General features: G+C 37.3%; 16 protein-coding genes and 1 tRNA gene. 13 read left to right on the forward strand and 4 right to left on the reverse strand.

The genetic code is table 11. The features are described from left to right. Window positions 1-7 precede the first annotated feature (7 nt). The 11 genes from G7Y57_RS00760 to G7Y57_RS00810 all read left to right on the forward strand — a co-directional run bounded on the left by G7Y57_RS00760 (window position 8) and on the right by G7Y57_RS00810 (window position 15609). Window positions 8-2011 carry an OmpA family protein gene (locus G7Y57_RS00760; RefSeq protein ID WP_165020266.1) on the forward strand — a complete coding sequence of 668 codons (2004 nt, stop codon included), beginning with the start codon at window positions 8-10 and terminating at the stop codon, window positions 2009-2011. 17 nt (window positions 2012-2028) lie between these two features. After that, the gene (locus G7Y57_RS00765; protein WP_165020267.1) at window positions 2029-4488 is read left to right on the forward strand and encodes a Calx-beta domain-containing protein; all 2460 of its coding nucleotides are present in this window, start codon (window positions 2029-2031) and stop codon (window positions 4486-4488) included. A 79-nt stretch (window positions 4489-4567) separates the two neighbouring features. Next, a complete protein-coding gene (locus G7Y57_RS00770) occupies window positions 4568-5068 on the forward strand; it encodes a hypothetical protein (RefSeq protein WP_165020268.1) in 501 nt (166 codons plus the stop codon). 117 nt (window positions 5069-5185) lie between these two features. Beyond that, entirely contained in the window at window positions 5186-6415 is a 1230-nt protein-coding gene (locus G7Y57_RS00775) for a hypothetical protein (protein WP_165020269.1), read from the forward strand. An 11-nt stretch (window positions 6416-6426) separates the two neighbouring features. Next, complete coding sequence (locus tag G7Y57_RS00780) at window positions 6427-9051, forward strand: BACON domain-containing protein (RefSeq protein ID WP_165020270.1); 2625 nt, start codon at window positions 6427-6429, stop codon at window positions 9049-9051. 11 nt (window positions 9052-9062) lie between these two features. After that, window positions 9063-10382 (forward strand): hypothetical protein, encoded by a 1320-nt coding sequence (locus G7Y57_RS00785; RefSeq protein ID WP_165020271.1) that lies wholly within the window; start codon window positions 9063-9065, stop codon window positions 10380-10382. A 51-nt stretch (window positions 10383-10433) separates the two neighbouring features. Then, complete coding sequence (locus G7Y57_RS00790) at window positions 10434-11405, forward strand: hypothetical protein (protein ID WP_165020272.1); 972 nt, start codon at window positions 10434-10436, stop codon at window positions 11403-11405. A 192-nt stretch (window positions 11406-11597) separates the two neighbouring features. Then, on the forward strand, window positions 11598-11948 hold the full coding sequence (locus G7Y57_RS00795; RefSeq protein WP_165020273.1) for a hypothetical protein: 351 nt from the start codon (window positions 11598-11600) through the stop codon (window positions 11946-11948). Between the two features lie 24 nt (window positions 11949-11972). Then, window positions 11973-12581: a porin family protein gene (locus G7Y57_RS00800; protein WP_165020274.1), complete on the forward strand. Its 609-nt coding sequence runs from the start codon at window positions 11973-11975 to the stop codon at window positions 12579-12581. A 63-nt stretch (window positions 12582-12644) separates the two neighbouring features. Continuing rightward, a complete protein-coding gene (locus G7Y57_RS00805) occupies window positions 12645-13055 on the forward strand; it encodes a polymer-forming cytoskeletal protein (RefSeq protein WP_165020275.1) in 411 nt (136 codons plus the stop codon). 154 nt (window positions 13056-13209) lie between these two features. Beyond that, window positions 13210-15609 carry a hypothetical protein gene (locus tag G7Y57_RS00810; RefSeq protein ID WP_165020276.1) on the forward strand — a complete coding sequence of 800 codons (2400 nt, stop codon included), beginning with the start codon at window positions 13210-13212 and terminating at the stop codon, window positions 15607-15609. 90 nt (window positions 15610-15699) lie between these two features. On the opposite strand, the gene G7Y57_RS00815 is transcribed toward G7Y57_RS00810, so the two are convergent. The 3 genes from G7Y57_RS00815 to G7Y57_RS00825 form a co-directional block, all read right to left on the reverse strand. Further along, entirely contained in the window at window positions 15700-15894 is a 195-nt protein-coding gene (locus tag G7Y57_RS00815) for a hypothetical protein (protein ID WP_165020277.1), read from the reverse strand. A 506-nt stretch (window positions 15895-16400) separates the two neighbouring features. Beyond that, complete coding sequence (locus tag G7Y57_RS00820; protein WP_165020278.1) at window positions 16401-16664, reverse strand: DUF4884 domain-containing protein; 264 nt, start codon at window positions 16662-16664, stop codon at window positions 16401-16403. Window positions 16665-16788: 124 nt separating this feature from the next. Then, a tRNA-Lys gene (locus G7Y57_RS00825) sits at window positions 16789-16861 on the reverse strand. Window positions 16862-17006: 145 nt separating this feature from the next. Between G7Y57_RS00825 and queC the strand changes: the two genes are divergently transcribed. Together queC and queF are read left to right on the forward strand one after the other, a co-directional pair. Then, window positions 17007-17663, forward strand: coding sequence for a 7-cyano-7-deazaguanine synthase QueC (queC, locus tag G7Y57_RS00830; RefSeq protein ID WP_165020279.1), 657 nt, complete (start codon window positions 17007-17009; stop codon window positions 17661-17663). A 1-nt stretch (window position 17664) separates the two neighbouring features. Continuing rightward, window positions 17665-18132, forward strand: a complete 468-nt coding sequence (gene queF / locus G7Y57_RS00835; protein ID WP_165020280.1) for a preQ(1) synthase — start codon at window positions 17665-17667, stop codon at window positions 18130-18132. 15 nt (window positions 18133-18147) lie between these two features. Here queF and G7Y57_RS00840 read toward each other — a convergent pair whose 3' ends face one another. Continuing rightward, window positions 18148-19521 carry an MATE family efflux transporter gene (locus G7Y57_RS00840; protein WP_165020281.1) on the reverse strand — a complete coding sequence of 458 codons (1374 nt, stop codon included), beginning with the start codon at window positions 19519-19521 and terminating at the stop codon, window positions 18148-18150. Between the last annotated feature and the right edge of the window lie 17 nt (window positions 19522-19538).

Genomic DNA, 19538 nt, shown 5'->3' on the forward strand with positions numbered 1-19538 from the left:
AGAAATAATGATAAACAGAAAAATAAAAATACGGCTTTTATCCTTGGTTCTTTTATCGGGTATATCTCTTTATACATATTCGAAGGAGATAAAAGGAAGTAAACAAGACAACAAAGCCCGAAAAATAGAGATGAAGGCTGACCGTAAGTTTATCGGGCAGGAGTTCGATAAAGCGATGGAGATTTATGAGTCTGCCTTTGTTAACTCAATGAGTACTGAGTACGCAGCAGCACTTCATTTGAAAACAGCACGGTTATATCTTACATTGCTGGATTATTTGTCGGCAATACCTCATTATGAGGCGGCTATGGCTTCCGGTGAAGAATTATTTACTGCGGTCGATGTATGTAACTACCTAGATGCACTGAGATATTCGGGTCAAAAAATTAAGGCAAGCGGTATAGCCAGACAATATGCTTATCGCGATGTGTATAAACTGGATCAACGTTATCAGAACATATTGCATGCTTTGAATTTCGAAGATGGTTTCTTGCCGGTAGGTGCTCCCGAATATAATGTAGATAAAGTAGAAAGTGCCGGTACTTCCAATTCCGAATTTTGGATCGGTAGGATGCAAAACGACTTTTTCTATGCTACAAGTAATAGTCGGTTTCATGATCCCAATAAGAAATTTTATCACCGGACGAGATACTATTCCTTGGATGAAAATTCAAAATCTTCGTTAAGTAATGAAGATAATCAGAAGGATGCCATATCAAATTCTATACCTGTTTATTTGAAAAACGGATCATTAGGAGATAATCAGAAGGATGCCATATCAAATTCTATACCTGTTTATTTGAAAAACGGATCATTAGGAGATAATCAGAAGGATGACGTATTACGTTCTATTCCTGTTTATTTACAAAACGGACCATTATCTTTTTCTCATGATATGAGCAAAATAATAGTGACCGAAGTGTCTTACGACAAGGGAGATCAGATATCAATGTCAAAGAAGGGTATCAATACATTCCAAACAAAATTATATTATTCACAATACGATGCTAAGCGTCGCGGATGGTCGGCTTTCACAGAAGCTTTTCCACAAAAACAGGGATTTTCTTATGCCCATCCTTATATATTTAACAACGATCGCTCTGTACTGTTTTCGTCCGACATACCGGAAGGATTTGGTGGATATGATATCTACGTAGCACATTGGGACGAAAAAAATAAAAGATGGGGAGAACCTATCAATCTGGGTCCTCAGGTAAATACGGAAGGTGATGAAATATCTCCGTGTTTTTACGAAGACATGCTTGTCTTCTCTTCTAATGGTCATGTTGGCTTTGGTGGATACGATCTTTACGGTATAAGTTATGAAAATAACAGCGTGGTACCCGGTAGCCGAATTCATTTCGATTACCCTCTGAATACCGTACTCAACGATTTTGGTATGTTACGCATCAATCTGAATACAGGTTATATTGTATCGGATAGGCAACGAGTAAACAAAGATGATATCTTTTACTTTGAGCGTAACAAAACAGATAAGAAGAATAGCCTTATTTACGGTATGTCAGAGTCGAAGGCTATATCGAATGGAGCTATTAATCTGATAAATAATGAAGGGAATTATAATAATCTTCGTAAAGAATCTCTACCTCAATTCAATTATACCCAACATATGTTGAGTATATACTTCGATTTCGATAGTTTCAATTTGGATTATGCAGCAACTACGGATTTGGCTAATTGGCTGAAAAAAGTTAATCTGAAAAACATTGAGTCCCTAGTTATAGATGGGTATGCCGACGAAATGGGTACCGAATTCTATAATTATAATTTATCGAATAGCAGGGCTGAAATCGTTGCTCAGTGGCTCGCCGAACAAGGCGTTAATGTCAAGGTAGTTGTTTCCGGGAAAGGGAAAGTTAGAGTCGGCAAAGTTGATTCGTCAGAAGTTCCTTTCCATAGCGATTACTCAAGCAACTATAATTCATGGTCCAATAGAATTTGGATGAATCGCAAAGCAAGGCGCGTAGATATAATAGGAATAATTAAATAACAAATAAATATTTTACAATGCAGTATAGAAAGAGAATATACGGAAGTTTACTGGTTTTGGCTCTTTTAGCCGTATTCTCGGTAGAAAAAGCGAACGCTCAGTATATGCCTATTGTTTATGATAGGATATATGGTGATAATACTAATTTTCAGCATGTTTGCCCGGCATCGTCAGGCGAAGTTGTATTAGTTGGCTGTAATGATGGAAAAACTACAATCTCATGGGTGAAGCGAGACGGAGAAGTACTTTTCTCTCGTAGTCTTCCCGACGGTTTTACAACAGTTAACAATGTTCATTATCTTGGAAATAATAAGATATTGGTTTTGGGGCAGTCTGCTCACTGGAAGGCAAAGAAGAAAACAGCCATAACAGGTGGACGTGCTATTATTATAGATAATGCAGGTGCTGTATCGTCAGATGTTTATATGGGCGAGGATGGCAGTGAATTACTATGCGGAAAACAGCTGAGAGATGGTAGTCTGATACTCGGTGGATATGAAACCAAAATGGGAACAACCCATTCGGGAATGATTGGAAAATTAGATGCTTCCGGTAAAGAAGTGTATAAATATGTTTCCGGAGAAAGTGGTTCATGCATCGGATTTGATGTTTTGGGCAGCAGCACAGAGTATATACATGTGGCTTTCACAGGAGACGAGAACAAAGTAGCATCAGTTGTAAGATTAGACAATAAAGGTAAGCCTGTTTTTGTAACCAGATTGACGGATAATAATTTCCAGATTCAAAAAATGCTGACAGCTGCGGATGATCATATATTCTTGATCGGTAACAGCAATACAACAGGTGGTCGCATAATAAAGATACGTACAGAAGGTGATATTGTTTTCAATAAAGAAATCGCATCATCTTCGGATAAAGCTACAGTTGACTATCTATACCTTGCAAATAACGGTAACATATTAGTGGGAGGAAACGGTTCTAGTAAATCTTATTATTCTCTTTTACGTAATGATGGTACTGATCTTCAAAAGTATATACTTAAAGGTAGTATATCGGGTATGGGCTTGAATCCTGTATCAGGAGAATCGGTGATTGTTGGCTTCGATACAGATCACGGTCGTGGTTCTATTATCGGTTTAGCTAAAGATGGTCGTCAAATATATCAAAAGGCTACCGATGGTAACTTCGATAAAACGCAGTTAACTCCGAATGGTATTTTTCTGGCTAGTAGTGCTACCGGACGTATCTGTATGCTGTCTAATTCAGGTGATCTTCTTTTCGATCGCTATGCTGTGGAAGATGGCCGAAATACATTCGATGAAGTATATTTTACATCTAACGGTGATGTCCTGTTTAAAGGAATGGGCAATCGCTTGATCAAACTGGGACACGGACTGTATGTGTCTGATGTGAGAATAAATAAACCGGTGAATGGTTATACTACGGCGTTGTTTACAGTGACTCTTACGGGCTATTCAACAACAAGTGAAGGTGCTCCGGTACCTGTGACTGTTGAGTACTTCACTAAGGCAGGAACTGCAACGGAAGTGAATAACTATACTCCTATAAAAGGAAGCCTGTCTTTTGTTCCTGCTAATGATGGAGCTACTCATTACATGATAAAACAAGAAATTGAAGTTCCTGTCAAAGCTAATAACCTGATGGAAGGACAAAAAATGTTTGAAGTTCAATTAGCTAATATCAAACAAAGTTATCCTGTTAAACCGGTAGGTATCGGAACAATCGAAGACCATGAGATATTGGTTAAATTGGTTAATACCGAAGATGGTGTAGAAGGTCTCAAAGATGTAGTATATGAGTTGGGTATTTTCAAAACTAATGGAGAACCACTTATTAATTCTACGGGATCAGATATTGTTGTCGACGGTATATATGGTAAGGGTACAGCTGATGTTTTAGATTTCGACATGGGAATTATCCCACGTGTGATGATAACAAAAGGCTCGAAAACGGGACAATTTAATGTGAAAACGCTGAATGATACTCGCTACGAATTACCTAAATCTGTAGTAGTAGACTTCAATAAAATATATGCTATAAATGATGTTAGTATCGGATTCGAAAGTTCTTTATTAAGTTCTACAGGTACTATAATTGATCAACCGGCAATGATCGCCATCAATTCGTTGGGTGACCATGGAAGAATGAATAATATCGTATCAGGATTTTTCAGAGTATCTCTGTTGAGAGCTTCCGATGGAGTATTGTTGACTAATGCAACAGGAGGAGATGTAAACATTTCATGTTCTGTAAGCTCGGAAACTACTGCAACAGAAGGTAAAGATTTTGTATTGACAAACTTACACGATTTACGAATCTGGGGCGATGGTAATAGAAGTGCAGTGAATCTGAATGGTATCATCCTTTTCGATAAAGAAAAACTGGGAGCTAAGAAATTAGTTATTGGTATCGATTCGGTTGCTACACCGGCTAATGCACCTCAAATAAATATTGCGTCCGATGGTAAATATGGCGGCTTCATGATCAACGATTAAGTAGCCTCTTCCATACTCACGTCGTTTGTTTTTAATGTGTTATCCATCTTGAATTAAACTTTAGAATAAGAGAAACAATATGAAAAAGAATATTTTACCCTTGGTTCTATCTTTAAGGAATAGACAAATAAAAGAGTTTAAGATGTTTACTGGTTCCAACAGAGGGGCTATGGAACTCGAAACATCAGATTTAGACCTGAAAAGACTTTGGTTTGATTACATAAGAAACGTAGACACCTGTTACCGGGATTTGGTATTTGCTTTTATCGACGAGTCGAGACTTTGTCTTTTTCCCGATAAAAACATGTATAAGTACCGTTTCGAGAAAGGAGCCTTGCAGATCTATAATGCTCAAAAGGAAGAATGGATAACATTTGCACATGGCGACAAGACGAAGCTAGTCATAAGAAAAGGCTTGACCCATGTCGAAAAACAACATAAAACGAATAAGTGCAGAGTAAAGAGTAGTGATGAGACCTGTTTCGGAGCATTTAATTATGCGGGATTCCCTTCTCTATCTCTGTTGAAAGATAAGCAAGCTAAAATAGCTTGGTGTAATTTACACTACACTTTTCAGTAGACGATCGGAAGAATGCGAAATACAAGTCAATTCCTATACAAGAATTAAGGTTGAGAAATATGGCTTGTATGTCATCATACCATACAAGCTATATTCCTAACTAAAAATGTAAAAAAGATGTACATAAAAATAAAACATATCCTCTCAATTTTAGCTTTACTCATTGTTTGCTTTTCTTGCGGCAATGACGAACTAGCACCGGATTCAGGAGCTGTAGAGGTGCCTGAAACGGGAACGAAAGGTCTCCGAATAAACTTATTTAATGTTTCGGATAACATACGGGATTATTCGGAGGTTTACGTATTTAACGGCGAGGACCCAAACACAAACTTTTTCCATCATAAAATATTGAACAATAACATTGAGCGAACCAGCGAATCTTTAAAAATGATCACAGCTATTGGAAAGTGGAATTTTGTATTAGTGGCTTGCAGCGAAATGGATATCCGTTCAAGATTAACTCCACCTACAGCTTCGTTTATTAGGTCAAATACTCCGATGTGGGTAACTCAACCTTCCGGGGGAATATTGCCTGATGTTCCGGAGATTCGTGTTGCGACTATTAATGGAATAACTATTACAGAGGATACTTATGAAACTGCGGAAGCTATCCTCGAACGAAATGTAGCGAAAGTACGCGTAGTTCTTGCAGATGGTGTTGGGTTTAAAACCGGTACCGGTACTGTTTCTCTTAAAAATGTTCCTACAAGTTTATCTTGGGATGGTTCACTGTTCCCCAATAAAAATACACCTACAGTGGGTGTACCAATGACAAAAACGTTTGCGATATCTAATTCTTCGAATATATCGGGGCATCAGATAAGCGATACAATAGACTTTATCATACCTGCGCATAAGTCTACATCGGCAAGCGATTTTTCAACACATCTGATTACTGTGCAAGTAAATTTAAAAACGGCAGGTTCGACCGACTTCATAAAAGAGGTTGTTGTACCTATTCCTCCTAAAAACAATAAAATTCTGTTGGTAAGCTTAACAGCCAAAGGTGGAGTGGAGGTAAAGGTGGATGTGAAAGACTGGGCAACAGTAGTCTCTAACGAAGATGTCGATATGTATGCCATGTCGCAGATTTCGACTACCGCAACAATGGCTACTTTCAGTATGAATATGAAACAGGAGCGTAATTGGTGGGTTACACTTGAAGACACTAACAATTTTGAGTTTGTCGATGAAAGTAAAACTTTCGGTCAAAAAACAATTTCACCTGCTATTATACAAGTGAGACGCAAAACTTCTGGAGTTGCTCTATCAACAAAAGTAAATCTCTTTATATCCGGTTTGGACGGACTAAAAGAGCAGTATGTCGTAAATAATCTGATACAATAAATTTTTGCTTTATGTATTATAAATATATCCGAAGAATAAGTTTCCTTATTGTTGCTCTATTTCTTCTTTCCTGTTCGGCCGATTTGGATGACGAGCTTGCAAAGTCGAAAGCTCCAATCGATGGAAAGGCAGTTATTGCTTTACAATTGCCTACTGTCCAATCTGATGGTGCAACAACAAGATCTGCAGATAATGAAAGTTTGATTAATAATCTTTCACTTTTTATATTCAATAAAACTACCGGAGCCAAAGAGTTCTATGTACGGTTGAATGTACCTACTGATCCATCTACGGAGGTGGATATGAGCCGATGGGCAAGCGATCAGGTTATAATGTTACTCAATTCGGCAATATTATCGGATTTGAGTATATCCCGAAATATACATGTGGTTGCCAATGTCAATGAAAGTAAACTGAATGCCATTAGCAGTGAAAGCAATCTGAAGGCTGTAATAACTGACGCAATTACAGCTGAGATTGCTGAGCCTGATGCTGACAAACCTTTCGTTATGCATGGTGTGAAAGAAAGCCATGTTTTTGCAACCGATAACAGAGCGTCTGTTTCTTTAGTTCGTAATATAGCTAAAGTGCAAATGACGATTAACACTCAAAATTTCACTTTTGGAGGAGCAGCTATTTCCTTGGCTCCACTTAATCAAAATCCTTCGGTTAAGATGGTGAACGTAGCCGATCGTACTTACCTTGTTTCAAACACAGCGAATCCTGCTACTGCGACTTATTTTTCGTATGCAAATAAGGTAGTTACACCATCTGAAAGGACTGCTACAACAACAAAAACGATAGCTCATTCTTATATCGGCGAAAATTTACGTACGACTTACGATATTGAGAAAAATGCGACCTACCTCCTTCTGCAAATTCCTTATCAGAAAGGTGCTGGTGGCGAAATTATCACAGACAACTATTATAAAGTTCTTATCAATAAAGAAAACGGTTATAAGATTAACCGTAATACAATTTACGACTTAACACTCAATATATCTTCCTTAGGAGGAGAAACAGATGCATCGGCGGCATTAATAGAAGGTACTTTAAATATTCTGCCTTGGGACGAAAATACAGTTATGTCTGATATATCTCAAACATTTCTGACTGTAAAAGAAATAGAAACGGCAATAGGAGTAAAAAAGGATTTCTATTATGCAACCAATGCGGAAACCTCCGATTGCTCCCTAGAATCAGGAGCTCCTTGGTTAACAGCTTCTTTCGATGCAGCTAATAACATTAAGTTGGTGGCCGACGGGGCTGATTATACGGTTCCGCGAACTACTACGTTGAAGATTAAAGTTAAGAATCTCACAAAGACGATTACTGTAAATCAAGCTGCAATGCCAGTCACAAACGGTTCGATAAAACTGGATCCGAAGGTTATTTATATATCTGAAGTATCGCCTAGTAAAAATGTTGCATTGACTGTTAATCCAACTACTTCTTTCTGGACTAAGATTGCAGGTGATCCCACTATGGCCTCTTGTGATGCCATTAATGGCACGGGAAATAAGACTCTCAAATTCACTAGTCAATCGACATATGGTAATACTGAATATCAATTTATGAATACCAGTACATTGGAGTATGATATTGTCAAAGTTTGTAATTTGAGTTTGACTTCTTCTGTAGAAACTATGGAGATTCCAAGTGCAGGCCTTTCTGGAGATATTAGTGGAATCGTAGCTTTGGGTGGAAATGCTGATTGGGTAGTTAAATCGAAATCGTCATGGATTACTAAAGCTCAGAAGGAAGACGGAAAGTTGGTATATGTAATATCGGCGGAAGTCAATGCTCAAGACAGGGAAGGTGAAATTATAATAAATCACGTTGACGATGTCAATCTGATAAGAATTATAAAAGTTAAGCAATCGGCAAAATTCGTCGTATTTCCTAAATTCGATTATTTGGTAATAAGATATAGAGTTGGACTTCACCCTCAACATGCTAGTGGTAAGAGATGGGATATGGATTCAGCAACTTTCTTCGGAGGTACAGGTATCACTACACTTGATAATTATGGGGTAGGGTATGCTGCTACAGGCAATAGTGGTGTTGTACGTCAGGTATTCTATAAATCTGAGGTTGTAATGCAATTTGGTGGAGACAATACGCAGAGTGGATACGAGACAACATATATAAACTTCAAAGATTTAGTGACTTTGTCTACTTTTGATGATTTTCCGCCATCTTTTACTGTGCAAATTTATGCAAGATGGTGGACGACGGGTATAAATAATTACCCAATTCACCTTGATATTGTGACATATTTAGATGGTGATATGGAATCAGACGAGACTTATGATTTTAAAAATGTAGGTGGAACAATAGGTGTAGATGATACTTATTCCTTTATGCTGGAAGTAAACAACCAAACAACGCCGATTGCTCCTGATCATTATGATAGTTCTCAATTGATTGGTTATGTGACATATAATAAAGTAGAGAGTACTGCGGTATTCACAAAAGTGAGTGCAGACCTAGATCCTAACGCTCCGGTGGGAGCATCTGTAACGCCTTTATCTAGCTCTTCACGAGGAGTATCTTTAGATGTAGAGCCTTTACCTGGCGAAACAAAAGATGAGTATGCTATGAGATTATGGAAACTCCGTAATAATAAAAAATAAATAACGTTATAATGAAACACTACATTATATATATCCTATTCCTACTGGCAGCCACTTCGTGTGGGCTGTCGGAGGATCCGGAAGCAATAGAAGAGGGGAGAGAAGTAGAACTATCTTTCTCTCTTGAAATACCGGAGGCATTAAATGAAAATGTAGGCTTAAAAGCCTATGATGAGAATTCGGTACGTTGTATCGACCTGTTGGTATTCGATCAGGCTAATAAGTTTTTGCAAAGAATAAAAGTGAATAGTATCTCCGGAACAGGAGCTACCAAGACTTTTAGTGTAAGAATAGCTGCCACAACTCAAGCCCGTACGTTTCACATTGTTGCTAACGGACGCGACGAGAATAGTGCAGATCTTGTGAATTTCAGTTCTATTACTATAAACACTTTGGAAAGCGTTGCGATCCCTTCGTTAAAAACAAATACCCTAGCCGCCAATACATCCCCCGCATTACCGGTGGTAATGTGGGGAAGGGCTGCATTGACAAGTGTAGCTTCGGGTAGCTCTTTAGGTACGATCAAAATGTTGAGAACTGTTGCTTCTATGTATACCCAATGTGCGACTGCCACGGCTAGTAATGGTATGAGTGATTTCTCATTAACAGCTTTTACAGTCCTTAAGAGTTCAAATGTGGGAAAGGTTGCACCGAATAGCTATACAGTTGAAGCTGCGACACCTACAACTGTCAGTTTGATTGGAGGTTCTGCCTATATCGACTACGTGTTGCCTTCGGGAACAGGTGTATGGGCGAATGCAACCAGTAACAAAACGTCCGAATTGTATATGTATGAAAGAACGAATGAATTAACCAATAACGGCCTTTCTGTTATAATCAGAGGTAAATATAAAGGTGTAGACGGATATTATAAAGTTTGGTTAGCCAATGCATCAGGACAGGTGCTCCATATTGTTCGCAACCATCGTTACCTTATTCAGATCACGAAGGTGTCGGGTACGGGTTATGCTACCCTGCAAGAAGCAATGAATGCTACGTATTCGGCTAATATCTTCGCTGAGATAGTTGATGAAAATAATGAGATTACCGATATGGTAGTGGATGGGAAAAACGAACTAGGAGTTTCGTCGGGTATTACTATTAGTGGAAGTGGCTTAAAGGCTGTCGGTACGGTATTGAATACTAATACAGCGGCTACCCTTACAGCATCAAGTGATGTGGCATGGATAACAAGTATCACATTTACCGGTTCGGGAAATTTCAGAACTGTAACAGCTACTTTTGGTGCTACGGCAGCTGCGCGTACAGGTACTATTACCTTTAGAGCAGGTAGTTTAACAAGAACTATTGTTGTGACGCAGAATCCTTAAAGCCTTTTAGGTTATATATGTCTATAAATAACATATCAAATATTTAAGTTTATGAAAAAAACAATTTTGATTTTCTCTTTAGTTGCAATCTCATTTGCAAGTTGTTCGAGTGACGCAGAGATAAATGATATTTCTGCAAATGGAGCAGTTGAAACAAAGAGTGCTTTAGATAAGATATTTACAGTGGAGAAAGTGGCTGATGACATCCGTTTTGGAGGTGTTAATAGCAATTCTACATGCACAGATTTAGATGGTAATTTATATTTTGTAAAGAGATCAAGTTTGGATGTAATGAAATACGATTTGCAAACAAAAGAAGTTACAGTCGCGTTTAAACTTCCAGAAGGGATATATTCAGGTGGTAGTATATGTGTTGATTACCAGAAAAATTTGTATTATGCTGTAAATAGTAAATTATATAAAATATCAGCAGTTGATGGAAGTGTCACAGATTTGAGTAGTCGTATACCTGTATTAGTTGACCACATAGCAGGAATATGTGCAGCAGAGAATGGGAATGTATTTTTAAGTGGTTATAATAATGCAGAACGCATCTTTAAAATAACACCTCAAGGGCAAATAACAGAAGTGACATCGTATATCAGAGGAGAGTACCCTTATTTAAAAGGTTCTTCTTTGGTTAAATCTAAAGGCTCGTACGTATATGTTGTGAGTTTAATGGAAGAGAATCCTGATAATAAACGTTATTTGAAAATAAATACCACAAACGGACAGATTGAAGATTTATCTGCTCATACCCCTGTACAAGCTATTTCGGCTACGCATAGTAAAGACAATCCATACGCTTTGAGTGGAAATTACATTGTTAGGATTCGTCCAACCGAAACTTCCGATTTATTAATTGGAACTATACCTTCTTATATAACAGACGAAAATGGCGAGCTTGTTCCATTGGAGCACCTAGCAAATTTCTGTATAAATGCCGAAGCAACTGTATTTTATGTGATGTCTTACGATTATGACCAAAATAAAAGTGTTTGCTACAAACTGACTCTAGAGTAGTCATTCGAATTAAAGAAAATAAATAATACTGCATTTTTAAGTAGGGGCAGACCAATGCATTTGCCAATAGCCACATGAGTTTAGCTCCTGCTTAGAAAAGCCACAAATAGAATTAACGGAGAGAAAAACGGGTAATACATACACGGAAAAACCGCTTTTGAGTATTAACAAATAATAGGTGAAAGCAAGATTATGGAAGATATATATCAAATATTGAGAAAAGAAAGAAATGAAGAGAGTAACATCTATTTGTATAAAATGGATGACTATTGGTGTGCCTATGAACGCTCTGCCTTCTATATGTCCTCGATTTGTAAAGTTGATACCATTTTCAAGACAGTGAACGCGATGAAGGAAAGTGTAATGCTTATTACCATTCTCAAGAAGAGAATAAATGATATGAAAAATCCTCATCTGACGATACTGGAACAATCGGATACCAATATGGTTATTAAGTGTCACATAACTTGCAAAGGTTTTTTATTCTGGAAAGAAAGTTTTATCCCGGTGGTTGGCAGCCCGAATTCAATAGAAATAATATAAAAATAGTTGATTTAAATATAGCTGATGAAAGTAAAAGTACTATTCCTGTTGTTCATATTTGTTCCTGTTATTGCACTAAATGCACAGCGTTTAGGTGTGAAAGCAGGGGTTAATCTGAATAATTCTAAAGTCGATTTTAATGGCATGGATGCCGATTTATATACAGGTTTTAATGTAGGCTTGATATCTGATTTTAACTTGCCGTTCAGCGGATGGAAATTTAATACAGGCTTACTATATTCGTATGAAGGATTCAAATTGAAAGAAGACTATGGAAATAATATGGGAATTACTTACCATTTTATAACTAACAATATCGAAATACCGCTTAACATACGTAGAGAGTTCAACCACTTTGTAATTAAACATTATATCCAGGCCGGTCTTAATTCTTCCTACGCTTTGTCAGGAAGAATTAAGGATGGTGAAAGTTCTCGCTCACTCAGTTTCAAAAACAATGCCGATAGATTTGATTTTGGTGCAAGTGTTGGTATTGGTTGCTATCTTACCTCAAAACTCCAACTATTGGCTAGCTATGATCATGGTCTTACCGAAAGCGAGTTGGTTTTCGGTGACCAGATCATTTCCACCAAGAATCGTAGATGGTCGCTTGCTGTGGGATATATGTTTTAACGGTCAACAGACCAAAGGCTGACAAAGAATTTTTATAAGTACAATAAATACAATCTTAAAATAATGTTCAATAAAAAAGCGAAACCAGATACAATCCTTGCAGAAAAGAAATACAGTGTTCTTTCGGAAGGGGTAACTGTTACCGGAGAAGTAAAAATAAAGGATGACCTGAGGGTAGATGGAAATGTTGAAGGTAATATTTCTTGCGAAGGAAAAGTCATTATCGGTCCTAATGGCTGTGTCTCCGGCAATATAGAAAGTAAAAGTATTGAACTGATGGGTAAAGTCAATGGAAATATTTTAGTACATGACATTATCGTACTCAAGTCTTCGTCATATTATGATGGAGATATTACCGCCCTGAATATCGAAATCGAAGCAGGGGCTAATTTCTTTGGGAATTGTAAAATGATTAATAACAGAAAGTCTGAAAAAGATATGATGATTGTTGAAGACAATAGTCTATACAACTAATCATTAGTAGATAAAATTGTATTTAGAATGTAAACCTATATTTTAAATACAGTCTTACGTAGTTTTGTAAAGTTTTTGGAGCCATGTGGGCTGTGAAGTTCGCATGGTTTATTTTTTAAAAATCTTACCTCAAAATAAAGTAAAATAGTATAATATGATTCCGCGATATCCATTTGACTTTTTCATCGTAATTAAAAAAATATTTAACACAAATCTTAGAAATACAAAAGTGTCAATTCTGGAATATATATTTTCTGATTGGCCTGCAAGAGCAGAACAATCTGGACGATTTAGTCCTACAGCTATGGTATGCAAGTCGTTAGCCATAGGCATATTCGTATCACTGATAACAATTTCGTGCTCATCACCTACCCCCACAATTATGACTCAGCGTCTGTTTATGCAGACTAAACGACCTAACATTCAGCTCCCGAATAAAGCAAATTCGGATGAAAATGGAACCTCGATTGTTTCTGAAAAAGTAACATTCAGAGATTCGAGTTCTGGTGTAACTGATGGTGAAGTTGCATTTAAAGAGGGTCAGAACAAATTGGATACAAATGCAGTTTATCGATTGTCTGAGGTTGAAATCAATGCTCAGGGCCGTTTTACCGCAGAACGTGATGGTCGAATAAATGTGGATTTTAAGATTACTGTGCCTAAAGAGATTCTGTCTAATGACTGGCGCTTGGTTTTGAACCCAAAACTTATGCATAATGATTCGGTTGTTCCATTGCAGAAAGTAGTTTTAAACGGGCAGGGATTTGTTGATAAGCAAAAGCAGGATTATGCAGATTATGATAAATATATGAAATCTATTGTGGATAAGTCACAATATGATAGCGTATATCTAGATAAGGCAAATATATCAAAGGATATACGAGCTCGCCAAACCTACTATTATGGTATCTATCAGAAGGATTTCAAAGAGCAGATGGATTACGAGAAATGGAAATATAAGCGTGCAGTAGAAGATGCCTACGAAGATGCCAAGAAAACCAAATACAGGACAGAGCAATATCATGCATATGCCCGTAAGATAATGGAACATAAGGTGCGTAATGTTGTTGAGAAAAAAGATACGACAGGTTTGCATGCTAAATATATGAAAGAATATGAGCATAAGACAAGGAAGTATATAGGACGGTATTTGGATGACTTTAATAATCCTGGTGGCAAAGATTCTGTACAATGGCTGAAAGAAATGGAGTTAAGAGATATTCCGAAAAAATATCGCGCAATACATGAAGAGAAGCGTGGTCTTGGCGATGTTACGAATCATATCTTTACTCTAAATGACTCTGTTGAGATCGCTAAGCACAGATACTTCTTTGATCAGATCGTTCTGAATGAGGTTTCGGCAGCTAGAAGCGATGATATGTTCAAGCATCTGGTGAAATTTCCTTACGACGAGAATAAGGCTGAAATAAGGCTTGATACTATAATTTCTTCAGATAATAATTTTGTTTTCTATTATACGCAAGAGTATCCTGTGGCTCAAGGGCTCAAAACTGTTCGTATAGCAATGGATAGCAAAGTACAGGCTATCGACCGGAGCGAATATACATTCCAGAAAGCTGATACTTTATCTTTTTTTATAGCATCATTAGCTCAACTTGTCGACACATCTCTAATTACTAAACGTACAGAATTGTATCGGAATCTCTATGATCGTATGACAGTTTATACGAAATATAAGACAACTAAAACGCAAATGTCAATTTACGATGCCAACTATCAAGGTAATAAGGAACAGATGGATAGGTTTGTAGAAGCATTCCGCACATATAATAATTCTCCCGAATTTGTAATTGATAGTGTCTCTATGATTTCGACCACTTCCTTAGAGGGCGATTACGATGATAATTATGAATTGACATTAAAACGTGCTGCTTCGGTAAGAAACTATTTGTCTCAAACTTTATCTGGTGAAGTTAATGTAGAAAATCTGTTTAAAATCAATCATAGGGGCGAAGACTGGAATGCTTTACTAGTCCATATTCGAAAAAGAAACGATATTGAAAATCTGAGTGAAATTCAAAATATGCTGACGAATGCTGTGTATCCTGATCAGTGCGAAACTGATATAGCAAAGCAATTTCCGGCAGATTATAAGATTATTCAGGATTCGGTTTATCCATTGCTGAGAAAGGTTGATTTTATCATTGATATGCATCGTACGGGATTAGATGCGGATACTGTAAAGGTTGAATATCGGTCTGACTATGAAGAAGGACTCCGTTTGTTGCAAGATCGTAAATATTGGGAGGCGATTGATATATTGGCTAATTATCCTGATTACAATGCTGCTCTGTGTCTGACTTGCATGGGGTATAACAATAAAGCGTATGATTTATTGATACAGCAGCCTTCATCTGGTAATGCCGAATATTTGTTAGCGATCCTTTCGAGCCGTTTGCAGAAAGAAGACGAAGCAGTTAGTCATTTACTGAAAGCTTTTGAGTTAGATCCTACAAAGGTGTATCGTGCTAAGTTAGATCCGGAGGTATCAGCTTTAGTTAGTAAATATAATTTAGAGTCTCAGTTGGATTGAAGTTTCACTATATTAGTAGATATAAAAGGAAATAAGCAAAAGGGGTTCGAGCCCCCTTTTGCTTATTTATATTAAAGGGGGAATGATAATTTAGTCTTTGCTATTCTGGGCAGAAAACTTACCGGCATAGAAAATGATAAAACCAATGGCTGCTATTATAGCACACGCACCTATAATATAGAGAAAAATAGTGGAGACAACCTTAACTCCGATGACTAATAAGACAATGAATAAAGCTATAGAAATAGCCCCGATGGCGATCAGAAAGTATTTTAGTAATTGCATAATATATTTGTTGAAGTTATTATTCATTATTAGTTTAAACAAGTCTAACGCGGAACTTGTTTACTAATTAAATATGAATCTTCTGCGAGTTTTCGTATATTTATGCAGAAAAGCACCAGACTTTTATTTCTAAAAATAGAAATAACTACTCTTCTATAATTCGGTTAGGTATAAATTCTTAAATATATAAAGTTATGAATGCTATAATTATTCTTTTATTTGCCAGCATTATTCTTCTCGTTTTAAGCCTTGCTATATGGTTTATATCCGGATATATAAACATGAATAGATCTAAAGTGACGAAGAAATATGATAGTATTGCAAGCTACATATTTTCGGCATCCATATTTGGCTTTATTTTGTATTTTATTCTTAGAACAACGCTATAGAAATATTGTTTCCATAACGATGAACGGTTATGGATAACTTACCTAAACGTAACAGAATGTTGATCGTTATTTGTTTAATCCGAAGATCAGAGTGCCTTTGATACAGGTCAATTTTTCTTATTTTCTTTTTGTAATAGTTTGTATACGGGTACTTGTCGAATCATTGCTTATTGCAGTTACATCTCCTGTACAATTTGTAAAGTACACATAATTACCTCTGTCATAAAAGCGGTAAACTTTGCATCCATCATGCTCAAATAAATAATCAACGGTGTATGTTGGGTTATTATCTGACGGGGCTACGAGAAGAGCACTACCACCGCACGATGCGAGAATGAAGGCAACTGCGACGGTCATTAATTGGAGTGTGATTCGTTTCATAATAGGCGTTTTGATATTAGATATGGCAAATATAAACAAATGAGCTGTGATTGATACACAAAAATATTAAGATGCTGTTACTTAAAATAAAAACCACCTACATATAATGTAAGCGGTCTTTAAGTGACCTCGGAGGGGCTCGAACCCTCGACCCACTGATTAAGAGTCAGTTGCTCTACCAACTGAGCTACGAAGTCATTTAACGGGTGTAAAAGTAAAACAATTATTCTTTTCAGTGAAATTTTTGAGGAACAATATCTAAAAATCATTACTTTTGTACCCGAAAAGGAATTCACCTCTTCCGTGTAACTTAGGACTAACCACGTAAAAAACAGAGTAAATATGGAATATAAAGAACCTGCATTAGTCTTGTTCTCAGGAGGTCAAGACTCAACTACATGCCTTTATTGGGCAATCAAACATTTTTCATCCGTACGCACCTTGTGCTTCACATACGGACAACGTCATTCTCAGGAAATAGAAGTCGCTAGAGCTATTGCTGAACAAGCCGGAGTCTCATTCCAGCTAATGGATGCATCTATTATCAGCCATCTTTCAGTTAATTCTCTGACAAGTGATATAGAGATGGATCAGGAAAAACCGGGCGATTCGTACCCGAATACATTTGTACCTGGTCGAAATCTTTTGTTCTTAACTTTTGCCGGAGTAATTGCACGTTCGCATGGTATCCGTCATATCATAACAGGTGTATCGGAGGCTGACTATAGTGGTTATCCTGATTGTAGAGACACCTTTATCATGTCGGCTAATACATCTATCAATTTGGCAATGGATGAGCATTTTCATATTCATACCCCTTTGATGTGGAGAGATAAAACATCGGTATGGCAATTGGCTGACGAACTGGGTGCATTTGATGTCGTACGTTACCAGACGCTTACTTGCTATAATGGTATTGTCGCAGATGGCTGTGGTGAATGCCCATCATGTAAATTACGTCGACAAGGTTTGGATAATTATTTGAAAATAAGAAAATAAAATGAGTATAGAAGGACTTAGCCACTTGGGTGGTAAAACAGAATATAAAGATGATTATGCACCAGAGGTATTGGAAGCATTCGAAAATAAGCATCAAGGAAACGATTATTGGGTAACATTTAATTGTCCGGAGTTTACAAGCCTATGTCCTATTACCGGACAGCCTGACTTTGCGACAATATATATTAACTATTTGCCTGATGTGAAAATGGTGGAAAGTAAAAGTTTAAAATTATATCTTTTCAGTTTCCGCAATCATGGAGCTTTTCACGAGGATTGCGTAAATATTATGATGAAGGACTTGATCGAGCTGATGAACCCAAAGTATATAGAAGTAGTAGGTATCTTTACACCGCGTGGAGGAATTAGTATTTATCCATACTGCAATTATGGTCGTCCGAGTACTGAATACGAACAGTTAGCAAAAGAGCGATTGCTAAGACACAATCCCCAGCAAATCTATAAATAACAGATATAAAAGACTTCAACTAATTTGAGGTCTTTTTTTATTTACTCTCCTATAAACTACCGAGAACCATGTTGGCAATATAATTCCCTTGCATACAGAGGATATCGCGATTGCCCACCATACACCTACAATTCCCATCTGTGAGGCAAGATAATAAGCCAACGGAATACGCAAAGCATTGAATGATATGCTTATAATAGCCGGTTCGATTGTCCGTCCGATACCATTAAACATACCTTGAGTTGTGAGTTCAAACATCATAAAGATCTGCACCAGTCCCATAATCATAAGGTATTGTGCTCCGGCTTTCATCGCATTTTCTTCGGGTACAATAATCCCGAATATTTGTGCTCCGAATAATATAAATGCAATACTCACAAATATCCCGAGTACAAGCATTACACGTATCGTATAGACATATGCCTTTTTTCCTCTGTCCAATTTATTCGCTGCATAATTTTGCGCAACAAAAGCGCTCAGTGCAGTCGAAAATCCTTGCGAAGTGTTCCACGTAACAGCTTCTATTTGTCCGCCTGTTGTCTGTGTCATCAATCCGATATGTCCGCCATGTATAGAAGCTACACGTGCAAGATTCATATTTATGATGGCATACAGCGAATTCATTATAGAAACAGGTGCACCTAGAAAACAAATTCTTTTCAGAAATACCAATCGTGGTTTTATCAAAAATGAGAAGTTTCCTAGTATCCTGCTACCATATTTGATCTGATAGAAGAATAAGCCGAATACAAATAGTTGCGAAACAACAGTACCTATTGCAGCACCGTGCAATCCCATATTAAACGTAAACATCAGAATCGGGTCGAGAATCATATTCAATACAAGTCCTGCTGCATTGTTTCTGAATGGAATAATACTGCGTCCTGCACCGTTGTATATACCCGTAATATTGTAGGACACAAATTGAAAAGGAAGGCAGATGGCGAGTATTCTCAGGTATAATGTAGCAGCTTCAATAATGTCACTCTCCAGTTTGAAGAAAGATAGGATTTGTGGTGCAAAAATAAATAAGAGAGCAGTCCATATACAGCCAAGAATAGTAGCTATTGTTGTTGTATGTGAAGCATAAACGGCAGCTCGTTTCAGTTTTCTAGCACCGATGGATTGCCCAACCGAAACCTCAGCTCCGATCATCGCCAGATATGCAACGGATGCACTTAGCCACAATAGCATCCCGATTGCTCCAATTGCAGCTTCGGCTTTAGTTACATTGCCCGAAGTCGCACTTGCACCTAATCGACCTACCCACGACATAGCCATTAAGGTATATGCCATTTGCAGGAAACTTGTGCCCATTAAAGGTAAAGCAAGGCGAATGAGGCTGGAGAATATCTTACCCTCTGTTAGATTCTGTATTCCGGATTTCATTTATAGTTTTAGTGTTC

Source organism: Dysgonomonas sp. ZJ279 (genome assembly GCF_011039205.1).
Classification (GTDB): Bacteria; Bacteroidota; Bacteroidia; order Bacteroidales; family Dysgonomonadaceae; genus Dysgonomonas.

Bases quoted from the DNA above. Each gene is read 5' to 3' on its own strand.
- G7Y57_RS00760 (WP_165020266.1), top strand. From the start codon at position 8: ATGATAAACAGAAAAATAAAAATACGGCTTTTATCCTTGGTTCTTTTA.
- G7Y57_RS00765 (WP_165020267.1), top strand. From the start codon at position 2,029: ATGCAGTATAGAAAGAGAATATACGGAAGTTTACTGGTTTTGGCTCTT.
- G7Y57_RS00770 (WP_165020268.1), top strand. From the start codon at position 4,568: ATGAAAAAGAATATTTTACCCTTGGTTCTATCTTTAAGGAATAGACAA.
- G7Y57_RS00775 (WP_165020269.1), top strand. From the start codon at position 5,186: ATGTACATAAAAATAAAACATATCCTCTCAATTTTAGCTTTACTCATT.
- G7Y57_RS00780 (WP_165020270.1), top strand. From the start codon at position 6,427: ATGTATTATAAATATATCCGAAGAATAAGTTTCCTTATTGTTGCTCTA.
- G7Y57_RS00785 (WP_165020271.1), top strand. From the start codon at position 9,063: ATGAAACACTACATTATATATATCCTATTCCTACTGGCAGCCACTTCG.
- G7Y57_RS00790 (WP_165020272.1), top strand. From the start codon at position 10,434: ATGAAAAAAACAATTTTGATTTTCTCTTTAGTTGCAATCTCATTTGCA.
- G7Y57_RS00795 (WP_165020273.1), top strand. From the start codon at position 11,598: ATGGAAGATATATATCAAATATTGAGAAAAGAAAGAAATGAAGAGAGT.
- G7Y57_RS00800 (WP_165020274.1), top strand. From the start codon at position 11,973: ATGAAAGTAAAAGTACTATTCCTGTTGTTCATATTTGTTCCTGTTATT.
- G7Y57_RS00805 (WP_165020275.1), top strand. From the start codon at position 12,645: ATGTTCAATAAAAAAGCGAAACCAGATACAATCCTTGCAGAAAAGAAA.
- G7Y57_RS00810 (WP_165020276.1), top strand. From the start codon at position 13,210: ATGATTCCGCGATATCCATTTGACTTTTTCATCGTAATTAAAAAAATA.
- G7Y57_RS00815 (WP_165020277.1), bottom strand. From the start codon at position 15,894: ATGCAATTACTAAAATACTTTCTGATCGCCATCGGGGCTATTTCTATA.
- G7Y57_RS00820 (WP_165020278.1), bottom strand. From the start codon at position 16,664: ATGAAACGAATCACACTCCAATTAATGACCGTCGCAGTTGCCTTCATT.
- queC (WP_165020279.1), top strand. From the start codon at position 17,007: ATGGAATATAAAGAACCTGCATTAGTCTTGTTCTCAGGAGGTCAAGAC.
- queF (WP_165020280.1), top strand. From the start codon at position 17,665: ATGAGTATAGAAGGACTTAGCCACTTGGGTGGTAAAACAGAATATAAA.
- G7Y57_RS00840 (WP_165020281.1), bottom strand. From the start codon at position 19,521: ATGAAATCCGGAATACAGAATCTAACAGAGGGTAAGATATTCTCCAGC.